The organism is Scytonema sp. NUACC21 (assembly GCF_054684315.1).
In genome coordinates this window covers 156,889-174,735 of record NZ_BAAFZH010000100.1, presented here as the reverse complement: position 1 = coordinate 174,735, position 17,847 = coordinate 156,889, and the positions used below count along the sequence as shown (strand labels likewise).

Below are 17,847 nucleotides of genomic sequence, written 5' to 3'. Positions count from 1 at the left end.
CGAGCAAAGTTTTAAAAATAAACAAAGCACGGTGCTTCCCAAGAAGCAAGGACATTTAGCATCCCTTCCCTAAACAGTTGTATCTGATGAATTTACACTATTGGTACTTAGCTGTTTGCAAAACTTTCGTGTTTTCTCTTTTGCTAGCTATTTTATGATTAAGTTTTGTAAAGCTTGGCATAACTCCCTCATTTCCCGCAGATATCTCTACAGAAGCTCGCAATACACTGCGACATTCAAACTTTAAACACTTGACATACAATCTTGAGGGGAACCGCAATGGCTATCTACGGCGATTCTGGAAATAATACTCTGTACGGTACTGGCTCTTCTGATATTTCCATTTTCGGTTACGCAGGCAACGATACCATTTATGGCTATGGAGGAGATGATATTATTGACGCTGGAGACATTGTAGATGGTTACAACGACTATTTATCCGACAACGATACTGTATACGGCGGCAACGGTAACGACACAATTTTAGGTCGCAGAGGTAATGACTCGTTATACGGTGAAAGTGGGAATGACGGTATCTGGGGAGAAGAAGGGGATGATTCCCTAGTTGGAGGCGCTGGTGATGATTGGCTCTATGGAGGGACAGGTAATGATGTCCTGTTCGGTGATGAGATAGCTGATAGTAGCCTCAACCCAGTTGTTGGTAATGATACTCTTTACGGTAATGATGGTAACGACTGGCTTTATGGGGGACGTGGCAGTGACACCTTGTCTGGTGATGCAGGGGATGACTATCTTGTAGGTTATGGCGGTGGTTCCTATGAGTATGATGTCCTTACAGGTGGTACTGGCGCTGATACCTTTGGGCTTGGTTACAATGGTTACTTTGGTGCAGAAATTGATTATCTAGGTTCTGGATATGCAACCATCACTGACTTTCATTACTGGGAGAACGATAAAGTTCGTCTTGGCGGTACTGAAAGCAATTATACATTGGATAAAACTCTCAATTGGGGCGGTACCTCTGCATTGGATACCGCCATCTATTACGGTAGTGACTTGATTGGTGTTGTGCAAGATACAACTAGCTTCTATCTCAATCTAGATGTCAATTGGTCTTAATGCTTGCCCTTAGTTGTTGGTGGCAAACTTTGAACCAAAAGCATAGCATAATCAGTTAACAGTCACATAACGAAGACCATGCTGAGTGATTAGAATAAGCTTAGCCCTAATACCCTCTAATAAGCTAGAACCAAGATGACAGCAATAATTTCCCAATTACCTATTGAAATCCCCAGCGATCGAATTGCCGAACTTTGCCAACGTCATCATATCCGTAAACTTTCCTTTTTTGGTTCCATCCTGCGGAATGACTTCCGCCCTGACAGCGACATTGACATTTTAGTTGAGTTTGAACCGGGCTGCACTCCTGGCTTTGCGTTCATTGATATCCAGGATGAACTCTCTCAGCTTTTAGGGCGAAGAGTTGACCTTAACACCCCTCAAGATCTCAGCCGTTACATCCGAGAGCGGGTACTAGCAGAAGCCCAAGTGCAGTATGTCAAAAACGGATGAGGTACGTCTGCGGCATATGCTGGATGCGGCAAGTCAGGCAATTGTATTCACTCAAGGACGTAGTCGCGCTGACTTGGACACGGACGCTATGCTGGCACTAGCGATTGTGCGACTAATTGAGATTTTGGGCGAAGCAGCCAAAAACGTTTCCCAGTTAACAAAAGACAGCGTACCGGAAATTCCTTGGCGACAAATTGCCGGAACGCGAGATCGACTTAGCCATGCCTACTTTGATGTCAACCTTGACATTATTTGGGATATCGTAACTCGCGATTTGCCACCGCTAATCGCTAAGTTACACGAAATTCTTTCATCCAATGAGGTTGATGATTTGTGAGCGTCCACGAGAAGCGTTCCCTTGTTAATAGAAAGGGGTGCATGCTTCTGATACAAGTAGTGATGCTCGCTCCTGACAAAATCCTTGAAGACAGAAAAGTTGTTTTATTAGGACTTGTCGTAAAAACTCCAGTTTGGCAAGGAATTCAGGAAGAATATAAAGTTTTGTAAATCCTCGCATAACTTCTGCCCTTCAACTAGACAAGTTAATGTCGGTTTGAAAAAGTATGACTGTAACAGGCTTTGATGGGAAGCTCTAATTGAGCTTTGGTTGTATTGCATTTTAGATAGGGTTTGTTTTTATAGCATGAGAATAAACCTTTCTAAAATATGCAAAATTGATTTTTCGAGCGCTATAAACGCTAAATCAATTGCTTAAAAACAACTAGCTTTGTAATCAACATCTATCGTCAAAGGACAAAAGTATGCCATACATAGATTGGAGCAGCAACAGATGCAGGGGGCAACACTCTAACGGAGGTTTTGAAGATTTCAAACTTGACATTGGTGGATGGGAAACACCCTATGATGCTAACTTTAACACAATAAAAATTGATGAAACAACACAGAGTGTTTCTATCAATATCTTGGATGATAGGGACTTTAGTGGTTCAGGCGGTAGGCATGATGGTAATAATACTGTTGTTCTAACAATTAACGATCCCAACACTACAATAGGATTTGACAAAGAAGTCTATGTCTTTACTGAAGAAGAGGCTAAAAATCTAGGGGGTAGTGTTGTTCAACAGATTTCTCTTCAATCTAACAGCAACATTAAAGCTGTTACCATCATCATTGAGGATAACGATCCAGGCACAGATTATAACCTTTCCCCAATTAAAGGTACTGCTAGCCCAGATCAACTCTTTGGTACAGAAAAAGGTGATGCTATCTACGGTTATGATGGTAACGACATTCTCTTAGGGCTAGAAGGATCTGATAGTCTGTACGGTTATGGAGGTAATGACACCCTATTGGGTGGAAATGAACGCGATTTTCTCTATGGGCTGTCTGGAGACGATAAACTGTACGGTGAAGCGGACAATGACACGCTTGACGGAGGAGAAGGTAATGATTTCCTTGATGGTGGTGATGCTGATGATAATCTGTTCGGTTGGAATGGTAACGACACCTTAATAGGTGGTTCTGGAAACGATAGTATTTATGGTGAAGCGGGTCATGACATTCTGCAAGGTGACGATGGGAATGACACCTTGATTGGTGGGCTTGGGAATGACATTTTAACAGGTGGGACAGGTGGTGATACCTTTGTCTTCAATTCTTTATCTCAAGGAATCGATCTCATCACAGATTTTAACTACTCACAAAGCGATAAAATTCAAATTTCTCAAACAGGATTTGGAGCGACTTCAACTAACCAATTTACCTATGACAGTAGCACAGGTGCTTTATCATTCAATAGCATACAATTTGCATCTCTCCAGCCCAACCTGACTTTTGTTCCTTCTTTAGACATTATCCTTGCCTAAGTTTAACTAGATTTTGTGCGGTGGACAATATCTACCGCACATATTTTAGTTATTACTTACTTTAGAACTTCTTGTCTAATAATGAAATGTTTTTTCAGCACCTTTTTAGAATATTCTCCCTTAACAGCAGCCTTATCTTCTGTTATTTATTGACTGCTAGCCAAACTCAAGCCCAGATTTCTCCAGATGCTACCTTATCCAATCCTTCTGCGGTGATACGTGACAGTAACACTATCGTTATCACAGAGGGTACACAAGTCGGTTCTAATCTATTCCACAGCTTCCAAGAATTTTCTGTCCCAAGAGGTGACATTGCATATTTCAACAACGCCCCAACTATAGAAAACATTATCAGCCGTGTTACAGGTAAGGGGGTCTCTGAGATTGATGGGTTAATCCGCGCCAATGGAACAGCTAATCTGTTCCTCATTAACCCGAATGGAATTATTTTTGGAAGAAATGCTTCACTTAAAATTGGCGGCTCATTTATAGCTACCACCGCCGATAGCGTTAAGTTTGCCGATGGTACTTACTTTAGTGCAGTCCAGCCTCAAAGTTTACCTCTGCTAACAGTAAGTGTTCCTATAGGCTTACAATTTGGGCAAGAACCGGGAGAAATTTGGAACGAGTCAATCGCACCTTTAATAGACTTCAGCACAGGGAACCCCATTATAGATGAGGAAAGTGGCGAGCCATTCTTTGGTGGTTTGCAAGTTTCCCCCAGTAAAACTTTGGCTTTAATAGGAGGTTCCGTCACCTTTGTTGAAGGACTTATGACAGTACAAAGTGGACGAATTGAGTTAGGGAGTGTCGGAAGTGATGGTTTAGTCAGCTTGGTTCCAAAAGACAATGGTTGGACTGTAGATTACGAAGGAGTACAAAATTTTAAAGATATTGAGTTTTCTCAGTTTAGTATTATTGGCGGACTGGGGGGCGGTAGTATCGAGATCCAAGGTGAACAGGTCACACTCACAGGTGAGTCAACTATCGGATCTCGCACCTTTGGAGATGAGAAAGGAGGAGAAATCTGGATTCGAGCTTCACAGCTAAAAATAGATGAATTATCTCAAGTCACTTCAAATTCAGAGGGTTTTGGAAAAGCAGCAGATATTAAAATTGAAACCAACCAACTAATGACTACGAATGGGGGACAAATAGGAAGCAAAACTCGTTTTGAGGGAGATACTGGAAACATAACTGTTGCTGCTTCTGACTCTATAGAGGCGAGTGGTGGTGTCATTATTGATGGAGTGTGGTTCCCAAGTGGATTGCTTACAGAAGTTGAACAGACAGCACAAGGAAATGGGGGTAGTCTCACAATCAAAACCAACAATTTGAAGATTGTAGACGGAGCACAGATTAGTACAGGTACCTTGGGCTTTGGAAATGCTGGTTCAATGAAGGTTGAAACTTCACAGGTAGAAATTACTGGCAGCGCCCTTACAGGTGATGGCAAACTTTACAGAGGTATACAGGGTTTACCTGTAAGTAGTGGCTTATATACAAGCACGGAATTTAACTCTAGTGGCAACGGAGGCAATCTAACCATAACAGCCGATCGCATTACTCTTCGCAATGGAGGAATCCTGCAAACTGCCACCCGTGGCACGGGAGATGCGGGAAACTTAACTGTGAAAGCTTCAGACTTAATTGAAGTAATTGGCACAGATGCAGAGGGATTATTCCCCTCCTCCTTATTTGCTGCCTCAGGAGGAATTACGGGAGTTACGGCGGGTGTTCCAGAAGCTACAGGTAAAGGTGGAGATATAAATATTGAAACCAGAGCATTGCGTGTTCGGGATGGGGCGGCGATAGCTGTGGGAAGTATCAATCCCAACGGTGAAGCTCAAGGTACGGGTAATCTGACAATTCAGGCAGAAACCATCAGCTTGGATAATGGGGGCAGGCTGGTAGCAGAAACTGCATCTGGCACGGGAGGCGATATTGACTTGCAAGTGCAAGATTTACTCATTCTACGTCGGGGCAGCCAAATCTCTAGTAGTGCGGGGACGGCTGAACAACAAGGCGATGGTGGCAATATCAATATCAATGCAAAAAATGGCTTTATTGTTGCTGTCCCTGGTGAAAATAGCGACATTACCGCCAATGCCTATCGTGGAAGTGGGGGAAAAATTAACATAACAGCTGCGGGTATCTATGGAATGGTGCAGCGTAATCGCCAAGATTTGGTCAGACTGCTTAAACCCAATAACCCCAGCGAAATTAACCCCAATTTGCTGTCAACAAATGATATCACCGCCATTTCCCAAACAAACCCAACTTTCAACGGTGACACAAGTGTTAACACACCCGATACAGAACCCCTTGACTTAGTTCCCCTACCCGTCAGCTTAGTTGATGCATCTCAACAAATTGCTACCGGCTGCACCCCAGGAAACAGACAAGCACGCAGTTCCTTTACCGTAACTGGACGCGGAGGAGTAGCGCCCAGTCCCACAGAACCACTGACAGAAGAAGCAACGATCGCGAATTGGATTGCTCTCGATCCAGCAATGGAAAATCGCGCCAGAGCAACTGAATCGTTACAAACAAGCAATAATCGCCACAATCCTTTCCCTAAAAACCCTGATTCCCATAAAATTGTCGAAGCGCAGGGATGGATTGTCGATAAAAACGGTGATGTCATTCTTGTTGCTCAAGCACATACCATGAATTCTTCTGTCCTCTTATCACGCTCATCTTGCCATGCTCCGTAAATCTCGCCAAAGATTAAGCATCTACCAGTACTCCTGTTGCTTAAGTTCAGTGGCAATCATCTGCGCCCTGCCTGTACAACCAGTGAAAGCGCAGGTTTCTAGTAAAACCCAAGTACAAAATCAAATTGGCAAAGCCTCCGATCTATTATTTACAGACGTAGTGAGATCCCCGCAACACAAGCCACTGGCTATCTCCTTTGGAGATGGGTGGCTTCCCGTGGTTCGGGAGGCTGTGTTCTTTCCTTCACGGGAAGAAGTCGGGGGGAGCGAAACTGAGGTATCCCTTTTAACCACAGAAGCCCCCTTCCCCCCTTTCCAAGATAGGCTGGGGAAGATTGTTGCCCAAACTCCCCCTACACCACAGCAACCTGGTATCTCCCCAGGACAAATTGAACCGCCTACGACTCCGCCTTTACCAGAACCGCCTACACCAGAACCAGAACCAGAACCTCCTTTCCGCCTACCGCCGCCTGAGGAGTTACTACCACCTCCAACATCACCGACAACACCAGAAAAAACCCCACCTGAAGACGTTCCCCAAACTATCACTGTTCAAAAATTTCAAATCACGGGCAGTACGGTTTTTAGTGAAAAAGAGTTTGCCGAACTTCTGAAAGAGTATACCAATCGTCCCATAACACTGGCGGAGTTATTTCAAGCACGTGCGGCAGTGACTGAGTTATATGTAAGAAAAGGTTATATAACCTCAGGGGCATACATTCCACCGCAAAAGCTTCAAAGTGGCACCGTAGAAATACGTGTGGTAGAAGGTGAATTAGAAGACATCAAAATTACAGGCAACCGCAGACTGAAACCGGGTTATGTGCGAAGCCGAATCGCCATAGCGACAAAAAAACCCCTCAATCGCGATCGCCTCCTCCAAGCACTGCAACTGTTGCAACTCAATCCCTTAATTGAAAACTTGTCAGCAGAACTATCCGCAGGTTCCCGTCCGGGAGTAAGTTTGTTAGAAGTGCGGGTTAAGGAGGCAGATACTTTTAACCTTCAGTTAGCTCTGGATAATGGACGTTCGCCCGCTGTTGGTAGTTTCCGCCGTCAAATTCAGGTTAGCGAAGCCAATCTTTTTGGTTTCGGCGATAGCATTAGCGCTATCTATACCAATACCGATGGTAGCAATGCCTTTGACTTTGGCTACTCCATTCCTTTCAATCCTCGTAATGGAACTGTTTCATTTAACTTTGGAATTTCTGATAGTAATGTCATTGAAGAACCATTCGATTTTCTGGATATCCAATCCAACTCTCGCTACTACGAACTGACACTACGCCAACCTCTGATACAAACCCCAACTCGGGAATTTGCACTTGGTCTAACAGCAACTCGCCGAGAAAGTGAAGCTACCCTAAATCCGGACAATCAAGGGGAAATTCCCTTTCCAGCGTTTGGTGCAAATGAAGAGGGAGAAACTAAAGTAACCGCCTTACGTTTTTTCCAAGAGTGGACGCAGCGTAGCAGCCAGCAAGTTTTTGCCGTGCGATCTCAGTTCAGTTTTGGACTGGATGCTTTCGATTCCAATACTTTCTATGCATGGAGAGGACAAGCACAGTGGGTAAGACTGTTAGCACCCGATACCCTTTTTCTACTGCGAGGGGATTTGCAAGTTGCGGATCGTCCCCTTGTACCGTTTGAACAATTTGGCTTGGGTGGATTTGAGAGTGTTAGAGGCTACCGTCAAGATGCTCTGCTTACGGATAATGGCTTCTTTGCCTCAGCTGAGGTGCGAATTCCTATTGTTCGCTTCTCCCAACGCGGTAGCTTTCTTCAGGTCACTCCCTTCTTCGATGTTGGAACTGTCTGGAACCGTTCTGGTAGATCCAGCCCTGATGCCGAACTCGAAGAAAGCACCCTCGCATCTGTGGGATTTGGGTTACGCTTACAAATAGAAGACCGCCTGACTGCACGCATAGACTGGGGTATCCCGTTGATTTCCATTTCTGGGGATAAAGACACTTGGCAGGAAAACGGTTTGTACTTTTCTATCGTTGCCAATCCCTTTTAATCGGTTATTCGTCATTAGTCATTAGTTATTACTTTCCCTTTCTCCCTACCTCTCCAATTCAATAAACCCTTTGACTGAGCGATTCCCTTTTTCTTAAAAAAATCTTATGAAAAAATTAAAATTTACTCGTTTTTCTCTTCCAGGCATTGCCCACCGGCTCGAGTTTTTGTGCGGTATTATCTAACGCCACTCCTCTCAATGGGGGAAATCCGCCCACGAGGGCGGCTCCCCTACGTTTATTTCAAAACTCAAGTGGGAGTTTTATATGAAACAATTAAATTTAATTCGTTATTCTCTTCTGGCTATTGTAACTGCTTTACTGTGTATTTTTAGTTTCCCTGTCCTCGCAAAACCCCCCCTCTCCTCTCCCATTGCCTTACTGCAACAGGGGAAAATACTATACGATGGCGGGCGCTATTCAGAAGCAGTTCAAGTCTTGCAGCAAGCAGCACAACAGTACCAGCAGGAAGGGGATGCGATCGGTCGTGCGGCTACTTTAAGCAATCTTTCCCTCGCTTACCAACAACTAGGTGCATGGAATGAGGCAAAACAAGCGATCGCTAGTAGTTTAGATATCCTTGGTTACACGCAGCAAGATTCGGAAAATACAGTCAGCCAAAATCCAAAATCCAAAATCCAAAATTTACCAATTCTAGCTCAAACCCTAGATATCCAAGGTCGCCTGCAATTAGTGACAGGACAATTAGAGCAAGCTTTGGCAACTTGGCAAGATGCAGAAAAAGTTTACAGCAAGACAAATGACAAAAGTGGTATTGTGCGATCGCGCATCAACCAAGCACAGGCACTGCGAACCCAAGGATTTTACCGCCGTGCAGAAGCAATACTTTTGCAAGTCAACCAAACATTGCAATCTCAACCAGATTCTTTAGAAAAAACAGTCAGTTTGCGATCGCTTGGTGATGTTCTCCAACTGGTGGGCGACTTGGATCGATCGCGTGTTGTCCTAGAGCAAAGTTTGGCAATTGCCCAACGCATAGAATCACCAAAAGAAATTAGCGCCAGTTTTTTTAGCTTGGGAAACAATGCCCGTGCCCAACTGCAAAAGCAACAGGCAATTGACTTTTACGAAAAAACAGTTAAAGCATCTCCAACACCATTGACAAAACTTCAGGCACAGCTTAACTATTTAGACCTTCTTATAGAAGACCGACAAACAACACAAGCCCAAAATTTAATCCCCTTGATTCAATCCCAACTCGACCAACTTCCTCCCAGTCGTTCTGCCATTTACGCCCGGATTAATTTTGCTCAAAGCCTCGGGAAATTAGGAAATTGGCAAAGAGGAGCAATGGAAAAGGGGACAGGTTCCCTCACTCGCCCCCAGCAAGCGATCCCCCCGTCGAAGATACTTGCCACTGCCGTCCAAGAAGCCCGCAGTTTGGGTGACAAACGAGCGGAAGCCTATGCACTAGGGAGTTTGGGGGGTTTGTACGAACAAACCAAGCAATGGTCAGACGCGCAAAACCTGACCCAGCAGGCACTATTTTTAGCGCAGAGCAGCAATGCACCAGAGATTGCTTATCGATGGCAGTGGCAGTTAGGAAGGTTACAGAAAGCACAAGGAGATATTAAAGGAGCGATGGCAGCATATGATGCAGCCGTTGAAACCCTACAATCACTTCGCAGCGATCTTGTAGCAGTCAACCAAGACGTGCAATTTACCTTTCGAGATAGTGTAGAACCTGTCTACCGACAATCAGTAGAATTACTGTTGCAATCTCAACAAAGTCAGCCCGATGAGAAAACTTTAGAGAAAGCACGCCAGCGAATAGAAGCATTGCAGTTGGCAGAACTCGATAACTTCTTTCGAGAAGCTTGTTTACAAGGTCAGAGAGTGCCGATCGACAAAGTGGTAGACCAAGATAACCCGACTGCGGCTATTCTTTACCCAATTATTCTTGAAAACGAACTTCAAGTTATTGTTAAGATTCCCAAACAACCCCTACGGTTATTTGGCACCAAAATTGCCCGAACAGAAGTCGAAAAAATATTAAGTCAGTTGCGGCAAAATTTGGTCAGACCATCAGCTATCAAAGCATTCAAAACACAGTCACAACAGGTTTACAATTGGTTAGTACAACCAATCGAGTCAGATTTGCAAACAAGCGGGGTAAATACCCTAGTGTTTGTTCTAGATGGAGCGTTGCGAAATATACCACCAACAACTCTTTACAATGGTAGACAATACTTAGTCGAGAAATACGCCGTTGCCTTAAGCGTGGGTTTGCAACTTTTTGAGCCCAAACCACTGGGGCGACAGCCGCTTAATGCCTTGACAGCAGGGTTAACTGAACCACCACCAGAATATTCTCCCCGCTTTTCACCCTTGCCTGCCATCAAAACAGAATTAAACCTAATTTCCCAGGCTGGTGTACCCACAACTAGTCTGCTAGATCGAGAGTTTACTAGTAAGGCTTTGGAAAACAAAGTCAGTAATGCTCCATTCAGCATTGTGCATCTAGCCACTCATGGTGAGTTTAGTTCTCGTGCTGATAAAACCTATATTCTAGCTTCTGACGGTCCAATTAATGTCTCCCAATTCGGCAGTATCCTCCGCAGCGGGGACGAGAATAGACCCCAGCCAGTACAACTACTTGTTTTGAGCGCCTGCCAAACAGCAGCGGGAGACAACCGCGCAACCCTCGGTCTGGCTGGGGCTGCGATCAAAGCAGGAGCACGCAGTACAGTAGCTTCTCTATGGCAAATTGATGATGAATCAACCGCGCAGTTTGTTGGTGCTTTTTATCGAGAACTGAAAAACCCTAACATCACAAAAGCCGAAGCTCTGCGCCGTGCTCAGTTACAACTGTTAAAGCATCCTAACTTTAACTCACCCAGCTTTTGGTCTGCTTATGTTTTAATTGGAAATTGGCTGTAAATAGTCATTTGTTATTAGTCATTTGTTCTTAGTACAAATGACAAATGACAAATGCGTAGTTCCAATACCATCTCGCACAACCAAATGACTTGGCTAGTGCTTCCTGTTGTTCGATTGTTGGGTAAAGTCTCACCTTAACCGCTTTCAACACCGCAATCACCTCCTCAATGTACCTATAATACCATTAACGTAACGTTATTGTACTGACATTAATGAAAAATAAAACACTGAACCTACGAATATCGGAACGCAGATTAAATAAGCTAAGGCTATACTCGGCGTGGAAAGATAAGACTATGACTCAAATACTAGAAGACTTTATTGACTCGTTACCAACTCCGGAGATAGGCGATTCCTCATCCGTCTAAGCCCTCAAAGCCAAGGGCTTGCCTCCAGGCTTAGACGTAATCGTCATCGCCCCAAAATTCATGAGGACAGTCGCGTGCGGGGGTTTCCCCCGTTGAGCGAACTGTCCGTCTCGTCACTCGTCCGAAGCGGACTGAGTGAGAGGCTTCTTTTGGATTGAGCTAAAAAACCGCCAAGACGAGCCAGTGCGTTGCTCTGGTTCCCAGAGTTGAAGCATCTGGCGTCGCCAAGAACACTAAGGTTTAAGACCGATAATTGTAGTAGTTTCGTAGGGTGGGCACTGCCCACCGCTTATTGTTTTGTAGGCACTACCCACCACCTTGAGAAGTTTCGTAGGGTGGGCAGTGCCCACCGCTTATTGTTTTGTAGGCACTATCCACCGCTTTAAGAAGCCCAACACTAACCCCTGAAAAGGTGCAAAATGTCAAGCTATTCCTAAATAACTCAAATCATTAGGAGTTAATTGTTGTCGAACTGGCGTTTAGGGTTTGACTGGGAGAAGAGGAAGACAATTCGCCCAAATTAATCTTAACGACACGATTGCGGACTTCTTCAACCTTAGGCAGTGTGAGAGTTAGAATACCATCACGGTAGTCGGCTTGCACTTTATCATTCTGCACTGCAACTGGCAAATTAACGATCCTTTGGAATTTGCCATAGCGGAATTCAGAGTGCAAATAATTGACGTCATTGCTGCCATGCTGGCGTTGGCGCTCTCCACTTAGAGAAACAGCATCACGAGTCACTTGCACATCCAAATCCCGAGTACTCACACCGGGAAGTTGTGCTTTGAAAATCAAATTATCACCCGCATCAATTAACTCAACAGCAGGACCCCAAGTGGTGGCAGATGTATCGCTAGTTTGCGCTGTTAACTCGTCAAACACTTGATCCATCTGACGGCGAAGAGTTTCCAGTTCTTTGAATGGTTGCCAGTAGCGAATCATCATAGACTGTTTACCTCTGCATTTGTTGTTAATTATTAGGTTTTGTTAGGTTTTGTGTAACTCAGTATTTCTTGCAGCGTTTCAACTGCTGACACTTGTTATCTTGCCTTAACGTCTAACAGGGTGGAAATACAAAGAACACTACTCTAGATGTCGTGTTTTGCACACCTTCAGATGGCGTGTTTTTAAAGCTAAAATTTATTAGATATGCTAGTGTTGTTTCCCGTTACTTTCATACTTTAGCCTTTCTAACTTCCCAGCAATCGCTCAATGGAAACAGCAATATCGGGAAATGCCAATGGGTTAATATAACCCTCTGTCAGAGTTACTTTTGACTGATAACCTTCATCACCAGGTACTCGAAACACAATGAGTTGCATCGTTCGCAAATTAATCACCCAGTACTCTGGAATACCTGCAACTGAGTAAATCTTGCTTTTATCCTCCAAGTCTTTATTTAAGCTAGAGTCTGAATACTCAATCAGCCAAAAGATGTTTTCCGGATAGGGGTGATGCCGTTGGTAATCTCGTCCCAAACGTTGAACAACTGCAATATCTGGTTCAGGCTCAGAATTACTCTGCGGCAGTATGATTGGTTTAGCTTGCCGAACTTTTGCTCTGTTGCCTAACAGATAAATTAGGTACTCTCCAGCCTCATCGCTAGAGTAAGCATGAGATTCTCCTTCAGGAGCCATTTCTACAATTTCTCCATTCAGCAGTTCGATGTGCCGTTCTTCTAAAATTCCAGCGGCAATCATACGATGGTAATCTTTAATTGTCCATTTCGCAGTTATTAGGGTCACGGCGATCGCTCCTGCGGCTCTGCTTTTATTTTACAGACTTCAGATAAATGAACCATATCGTTTGTAAGGGCGAACGGTTGTTCGCCCCTACGACTGTGGTCTATTTACCTGAAAATTGCTGTATTATCTATCCTGGAAAAAGAACCAGCGCACTAGCCCAAAAACAGCTTGTATGCGGGATTTTGGGTTTCATCTAAATAGTTATAGCCAAGTGTATCGAGAAATGCCTGCCACTCCTTCATCTCATGAGGGGGTACCTGCATCCCCACGACAATTCGCCCGTAGTCCGCGCCATTGTTACGGTAGTGAAATAGACTGATATTCCAGTCGGGACTCATAGAACTCACAAACTTCATTAATGCACCGGGACGTTCGGGGAACTCAAAACGGTAGAGCAATTCATTATGAGCGAGGGGAGATCGACCACCGACCATGTGCCGTAAATGCAATTTGGTGAGTTCGTCGTCGGTTAAGTCTAGCGTTCTAAACCCACAGCTTTCAAAGGTTTCAACCATCTTGGCTGCATCGGCACGGTTTTCTATTTGTACGCCTACAAAAATGTGGGCAACTTTTTCATCGGCAATGCGGTAGTTAAACTCTGTGAGATTTCGTTTGCCGATGCATTCACAAAACTTACGGAGACTGCCCTGTTTTTCAGGAATTGTCACTGCAAAGATGGCTTCGCGGCGTTCACCCAACTCTGCCCGTTCTGCTACAAAGCGGAGGCGATCGAAGTTCATATTGGCACCGCAAGCAACAGAAATTAATGTTTGTCCCTGGATTTGTTCTCGTTCTACGTAGGCTTTGGCACCTGCGATCGCTAAAGCACCTGCAGGTTCGAGAATCGAGCGTGTATCTTCAAACACATCTTTAATTGCCGCACAGGTGTCATCCGTATTTACAAGAATAATATCATCTACATACTGCTGGCACAAACTGAATGTTTCTTCACCCACTTGCCGTACTGCAACCCCATCGGCAAACAATCCCACTTGAGGCAAGCGCACCCGATGTCCGGCTTTGAGGGATTGATGCATGGCATCGGCATCTACTGGCTCAACACCAATAATCTTGATTTCCGGACGTATCCGTTTTACGTATGCTGCAATTCCAGAAATTAATCCACCCCCTCCAATTGCCACAAAAATGGCATGAATGGGTTGCTGGTATTGCCGCAGAATTTCCATTCCAATTGTTCCCTGTCCGGCAATCACGTGGGGATCGTCAAAGGGGTGAATAAAGGTCATCCCTTTTTCCGCTTCTAGCTGACGGGCATAGGCATAAGCATCATCGTAGGTATCTCCATGCAATACCACCTCTCCTCCACGGGCTTTGACTGCGTCTATCTTGACTTGAGGTGTGGTTACTGGCATAACGATAATAGCCCGTGTTCCCAACTTACGAGCACCAAGGGCAACACCTTGGGCGTGGTTTCCAGCGGATGCTGCAATCACACCTTGTGTTAGCATATCCGGTGGCAGTTGCGCCATCTTGTTGTAAGCACCTCGCAACTTAAAGGAAAACACCGACTGCATATCCTCCCGTTTGAGCAGGAGTTTATTATTCAAACGTGCGGATAGGTTTGGGGCATAATCCAGTGGTGTTTCCTGAGCAACATCATAAACGCGGGCAGTCAAAATAAGTTGCAAGTAGTCGCAAAGCATGGGCGTCAACAGGTTGATAGATGCGGGTTGGCAAACTATTCTACCGTTACTTGTACCCATTCTGTATTCATTGTTTGTTGTTGTGCTGTCTTCCAACGCATCTGTTGCTTTTAACGTAGTATTTTACAATGCGATCGCCGCAGGATAAGACGTAAAGTTTGCTTTTGAGCTTGGTCGAATTCAGATGATGGCTTTCGGAACGCACCAAACTCTAGTTTTTAAGAAGAACGAGTAATATAAATCCAGCAGAGCGAGAGCGAGTTTTAGTAAATATTTGCAAAGAAAATAAAAAAGCCGCAAACTTTTAGTAAAGAGTCATGGTGTTTACCATGCAACCCGGTACACAGTGTTAAAAATTATATGGCTGCAGCAATTATTGTTTTTCTTATCATCGGACTAATTATCACTGGAATTTTAGTCAGTCCCGTCCTCACTAAACTAAGAAGAAATCGTCTTAAACATCGTCCATTTCCCCCATTATGGAACAGTATCGTCGAAAATCATCTTCCTATTTACCTCCGTCTTTCTCCTAACGAACGAAGACGCTTGCAGGGACACATTGAAGTGTTCTTAGCGGAGAAACAATTTATTGGCTGTGGGGGGTTGCAAGTTACAGAAGAAATGAAGCTGACTATTGCTGCGATCGCTTGCTTGCTTTTGCTGAATGATAGAGGAGAATACTTCCCCAAACTTCGTTCAATTCTAATTTACCCAAGCACTTATTTAGTGAAGGAAACTACTCCAATCAGCGATTATGTTGTTGAAGAAAGACGGGTAGCAAGATTGGGAGAATCGTGGAGTAGAGATCAAGTGGTAGTGTCTTGGGAACAGGTAAAACAAGATACTAGCAATTGGAGAGATGGACATAACGTTGTTCTTCATGAATTTGCCCACCAGTTGGATCAAGAGGATGGTAAAGCAGAAGGGGTTCCCATTTTGCAACAGAAGTCAGACTATCCCATCTGGGCTGAAGTGATGGCAGCAGAATATCAACAACTTTGTCAAGATGTTCAGCAAGGAGTAAAGACTGTAATAGATAGCTATGGCGCAACCAATCCCGCAGAATTTTTTGCTGTAGCAACTGAAACATTTTTTGAAAAATCTGACCAATTGCTGAAGAACCATCCAGCATTATATGAGCTATTACAACGCTACTATCAGTTAGACCCCGTGCAATGGGTTTAGAGACTTTGAAATAAAAATTACCTAGCAATCTCTAAGTGGGATGGGGGCTTTGGCGGGCAGGGATGCCCGCCCCACAAGATAGATAATTAATTTATATTAAGTTTTGTAACAAAATAACTACAATCTGGCAAACATTTCTGTCTTTGACTTTAGAGGTTCATGGTTAAGCACCTGTGGGTAGTCAGTTGTGTAACAAAAAGTTGAGACGGAAAAAACATGGCTCGAAGAATAATCCAGTTCAATATTTTAGCTGTCAGTACACTCATTTTTACGGTTTGTCTGGGTGGTCAAGTTGTAGCAGTAGAAAATAACTTGAGAAAAGCGAACCTATTGGCTAACATCGCAGTTCAATATGCAGCAGCAGGAAAGCCAGAACAGGCTGCCGAAGTTTTAGAGCAAACCCTGCCCTTGACCAACGCGATTACCAATGAGTGCTTTAAAGCCAACCCCCTATCGAGAGTAGCTCTTGGCTATATCTTAGTTGGACAGGAAGCAAAGGGGAAGCAACTTCTGACTGAAGCTATCCAAATTGCCCGTACTCAAACGGCAACGGGCTGTAGCGGCAGCGCAACTTCCCCGGATGAGTCTCTGCTAAATCGAGCTCGGGAATACGCAGAGGCTGGGTATTACGAATTTGCTCGCACAATCATTATAGAAGTGAACAATCCCATGTTCACTCCTATAACGCTGGCAGAGCTTGCGGGTTATTATGCAAAAAACGCAGAGGCTGAACAGGCAACAAAGGTTCTTAACCAAGCGATCGCGATTGCTCAACGCAATGACCGCCCTCTCTATAGAACCATGACGCTGATTGGAATTGCCGAACATCTCACGCGAGATGGACAAAAGGAACAAGTGCCTTTAGTGCTGGAGCGTGCGCTTGAGAGTGCATCTGCTATAGATGAGGCACAAGCGAGTGAAAATTCCTCAATGAAAGTTCATTGTATTCTCAGGATTGCCAAACAATTCGCAACAGTTGGACAAGAACGTCGAGCCATCGAGCTTCTAGATCGATCTTTACCAAAAATACGTACCCTAGCAAACAAGCCCTTTCCCCTTGATAAAATTATTCAACTGATTGCAACAGCAACTCAGTACGCAGTATTGGAGGAGAAGAACAAAGCAGTCGAGACGCTAGCTGAAGCTCGAACAGCGGCGCAGGCAATTCCAATTGACGCAGCACGGAGCCAAAGTGATGCATTAGCTAGAGTTGCTAAAGCCTACGCAGAATTAGGAAACTTTGACGGGGGACAGCAAATTGCCAGATCGATTAAGAATGTCAATGAGAGGGAGCAGGCGTTCGGTGTAATTGCGATCGCTTATGCCAAAGCCGGATACTCTGACCAAGCGATTAAACTGGCAAAATCGATAGGAAAACGAGACTATACTTTGAAAGAGATTGCGAGGTATTATCTAAATAGCGGGCAGTACGACCAAGCGTTTGAGATCGTTCAACAGTGGAATCTAAAGGACATACTGTCGGAGGTGGCATTTGGTTACCTTGAGGCAGGGCAGCCCGAACGTGCGCTGCAAATTGCTCAGTCCATCCAATCCCCTCCTGATGCCATACAACATAAGGATTGGAGATTACCTGCGATCGCCCGTGGGTTTGCAAAACAGAGGAAATTTGACCGGGCGCTTCAGGTTGCTCAAGGCATTACAGACAAAAGTTACAAAGCTGAAGCCCTGACGGCGATCGCAGAACAGTATGTGGTGAGAGAGCCAGAGAAAACAGGGATTATTCAAAAAATCCTTTCTATTCTTACCAATAGCGTCAATTCTCTCTTCGGCTCCTCAGATAAAGACAAAGCTTCTGAAATTCTAGACCGAGCGCTTCAAGTTGCTGAATCAATTACAACAAATCGTTCTCCGCATTAGATTTAGACC

At 44.5% G+C, this 17,847-nt stretch carries 15 protein-coding genes; 11 read left to right on the top strand and 4 right to left on the bottom strand.

Going from position 1 to position 17,847, the window contains the following annotated elements; all coding sequences use genetic code 11:
* Positions 1-279: 279 nt before the first annotated feature.
* The 8 genes from ACYRY3_RS32360 to ACYRY3_RS32325 all read left to right on the top strand — a co-directional run bounded on the left by ACYRY3_RS32360 (position 280) and on the right by ACYRY3_RS32325 (position 10,995).
* Positions 280-1,080 carry a calcium-binding protein gene (locus ACYRY3_RS32360; protein WP_460205759.1) on the top strand — a complete coding sequence of 267 codons (801 nt, stop codon included), beginning with the start codon at positions 280-282 and terminating at the stop codon, positions 1,078-1,080.
* Positions 1,081-1,215: 135 nt separating this feature from the next.
* Positions 1,216-1,533 (top strand): nucleotidyltransferase family protein, encoded by a 318-nt coding sequence (locus ACYRY3_RS32355; RefSeq protein ID WP_460205758.1) that lies wholly within the window; start codon positions 1,216-1,218, stop codon positions 1,531-1,533.
* Entirely contained in the window at positions 1,517-1,870 is a 354-nt protein-coding gene (locus ACYRY3_RS32350) for a HepT-like ribonuclease domain-containing protein (RefSeq protein WP_460205757.1), read from the top strand. Before ACYRY3_RS32355 ends, ACYRY3_RS32350 begins: the two co-directional genes overlap by 17 nt.
* Before the next feature lie 41 nt (positions 1,871-1,911).
* Positions 1,912-2,040, top strand: coding sequence for a hypothetical protein (locus ACYRY3_RS32345; protein WP_460205756.1), 129 nt, complete (start codon positions 1,912-1,914; stop codon positions 2,038-2,040).
* Positions 2,041-2,294: 254 nt separating this feature from the next.
* Positions 2,295-3,359, top strand: a complete 1,065-nt coding sequence (locus ACYRY3_RS32340) for a calcium-binding protein (protein ID WP_460205755.1) — start codon at positions 2,295-2,297, stop codon at positions 3,357-3,359.
* A 149-nt stretch (positions 3,360-3,508) separates the two neighbouring features.
* The gene (locus ACYRY3_RS32335) at positions 3,509-6,076 is read left to right on the top strand and encodes a two-partner secretion domain-containing protein (protein ID WP_460205754.1); all 2,568 of its coding nucleotides are present in this window, start codon (positions 3,509-3,511) and stop codon (positions 6,074-6,076) included.
* Positions 6,066-8,096 (top strand): ShlB/FhaC/HecB family hemolysin secretion/activation protein, encoded by a 2,031-nt coding sequence (locus ACYRY3_RS32330; protein ID WP_460205753.1) that lies wholly within the window; start codon positions 6,066-6,068, stop codon positions 8,094-8,096. Before ACYRY3_RS32335 ends, ACYRY3_RS32330 begins: the two co-directional genes overlap by 11 nt.
* A 265-nt stretch (positions 8,097-8,361) precedes the next feature.
* Entirely contained in the window at positions 8,362-10,995 is a 2,634-nt protein-coding gene (locus ACYRY3_RS32325) for a CHAT domain-containing protein (RefSeq protein ID WP_460205752.1), read from the top strand.
* Positions 10,996-11,023: 28 nt separating this feature from the next.
* On the opposite strand, the gene ACYRY3_RS32320 is transcribed toward ACYRY3_RS32325, so the two are convergent.
* The 4 genes from ACYRY3_RS32320 to ilvA all read right to left on the bottom strand — a co-directional run bounded on the left by ACYRY3_RS32320 (position 11,024) and on the right by ilvA (position 14,775).
* Positions 11,024-11,146 carry a helix-turn-helix domain-containing protein gene (locus tag ACYRY3_RS32320; RefSeq protein ID WP_460205751.1) on the bottom strand — a complete coding sequence of 41 codons (123 nt, stop codon included), beginning with the start codon at positions 11,144-11,146 and terminating at the stop codon, positions 11,024-11,026.
* Positions 11,147-11,813: 667 nt separating this feature from the next.
* The gene (locus ACYRY3_RS32315; protein ID WP_460205750.1) at positions 11,814-12,311 is read right to left on the bottom strand and encodes an Hsp20/alpha crystallin family protein; all 498 of its coding nucleotides are present in this window, start codon (positions 12,309-12,311) and stop codon (positions 11,814-11,816) included.
* Positions 12,312-12,556: 245 nt separating this feature from the next.
* On the bottom strand, positions 12,557-13,111 hold the full coding sequence (locus tag ACYRY3_RS32310; RefSeq protein ID WP_460205749.1) for a Uma2 family endonuclease: 555 nt from the start codon (positions 13,109-13,111) through the stop codon (positions 12,557-12,559).
* A 152-nt stretch (positions 13,112-13,263) separates the two neighbouring features.
* Entirely contained in the window at positions 13,264-14,775 is a 1,512-nt protein-coding gene (gene ilvA, locus ACYRY3_RS32305) for a threonine ammonia-lyase, biosynthetic (RefSeq protein ID WP_460205748.1), read from the bottom strand.
* Between ilvA and ACYRY3_RS32300 the strand changes: the two genes are divergently transcribed.
* From ACYRY3_RS32300 to ACYRY3_RS32290, 3 genes are all read left to right on the top strand, one after another.
* Positions 14,774-14,923 (top strand): hypothetical protein, encoded by a 150-nt coding sequence (locus ACYRY3_RS32300; protein WP_460205747.1) that lies wholly within the window; start codon positions 14,774-14,776, stop codon positions 14,921-14,923. The two genes, ilvA and ACYRY3_RS32300, sit on opposite strands and share 2 nt — an antisense overlap.
* Positions 14,924-15,135: 212 nt before the next feature.
* Positions 15,136-15,960 (top strand): M90 family metallopeptidase, encoded by an 825-nt coding sequence (locus ACYRY3_RS32295; RefSeq protein WP_460205746.1) that lies wholly within the window; start codon positions 15,136-15,138, stop codon positions 15,958-15,960.
* A 216-nt stretch (positions 15,961-16,176) separates the two neighbouring features.
* Positions 16,177-17,838 carry a tetratricopeptide repeat protein gene (locus ACYRY3_RS32290; RefSeq protein ID WP_460205745.1) on the top strand — a complete coding sequence of 554 codons (1,662 nt, stop codon included), beginning with the start codon at positions 16,177-16,179 and terminating at the stop codon, positions 17,836-17,838.
* Positions 17,839-17,847 lie beyond the last annotated feature (9 nt).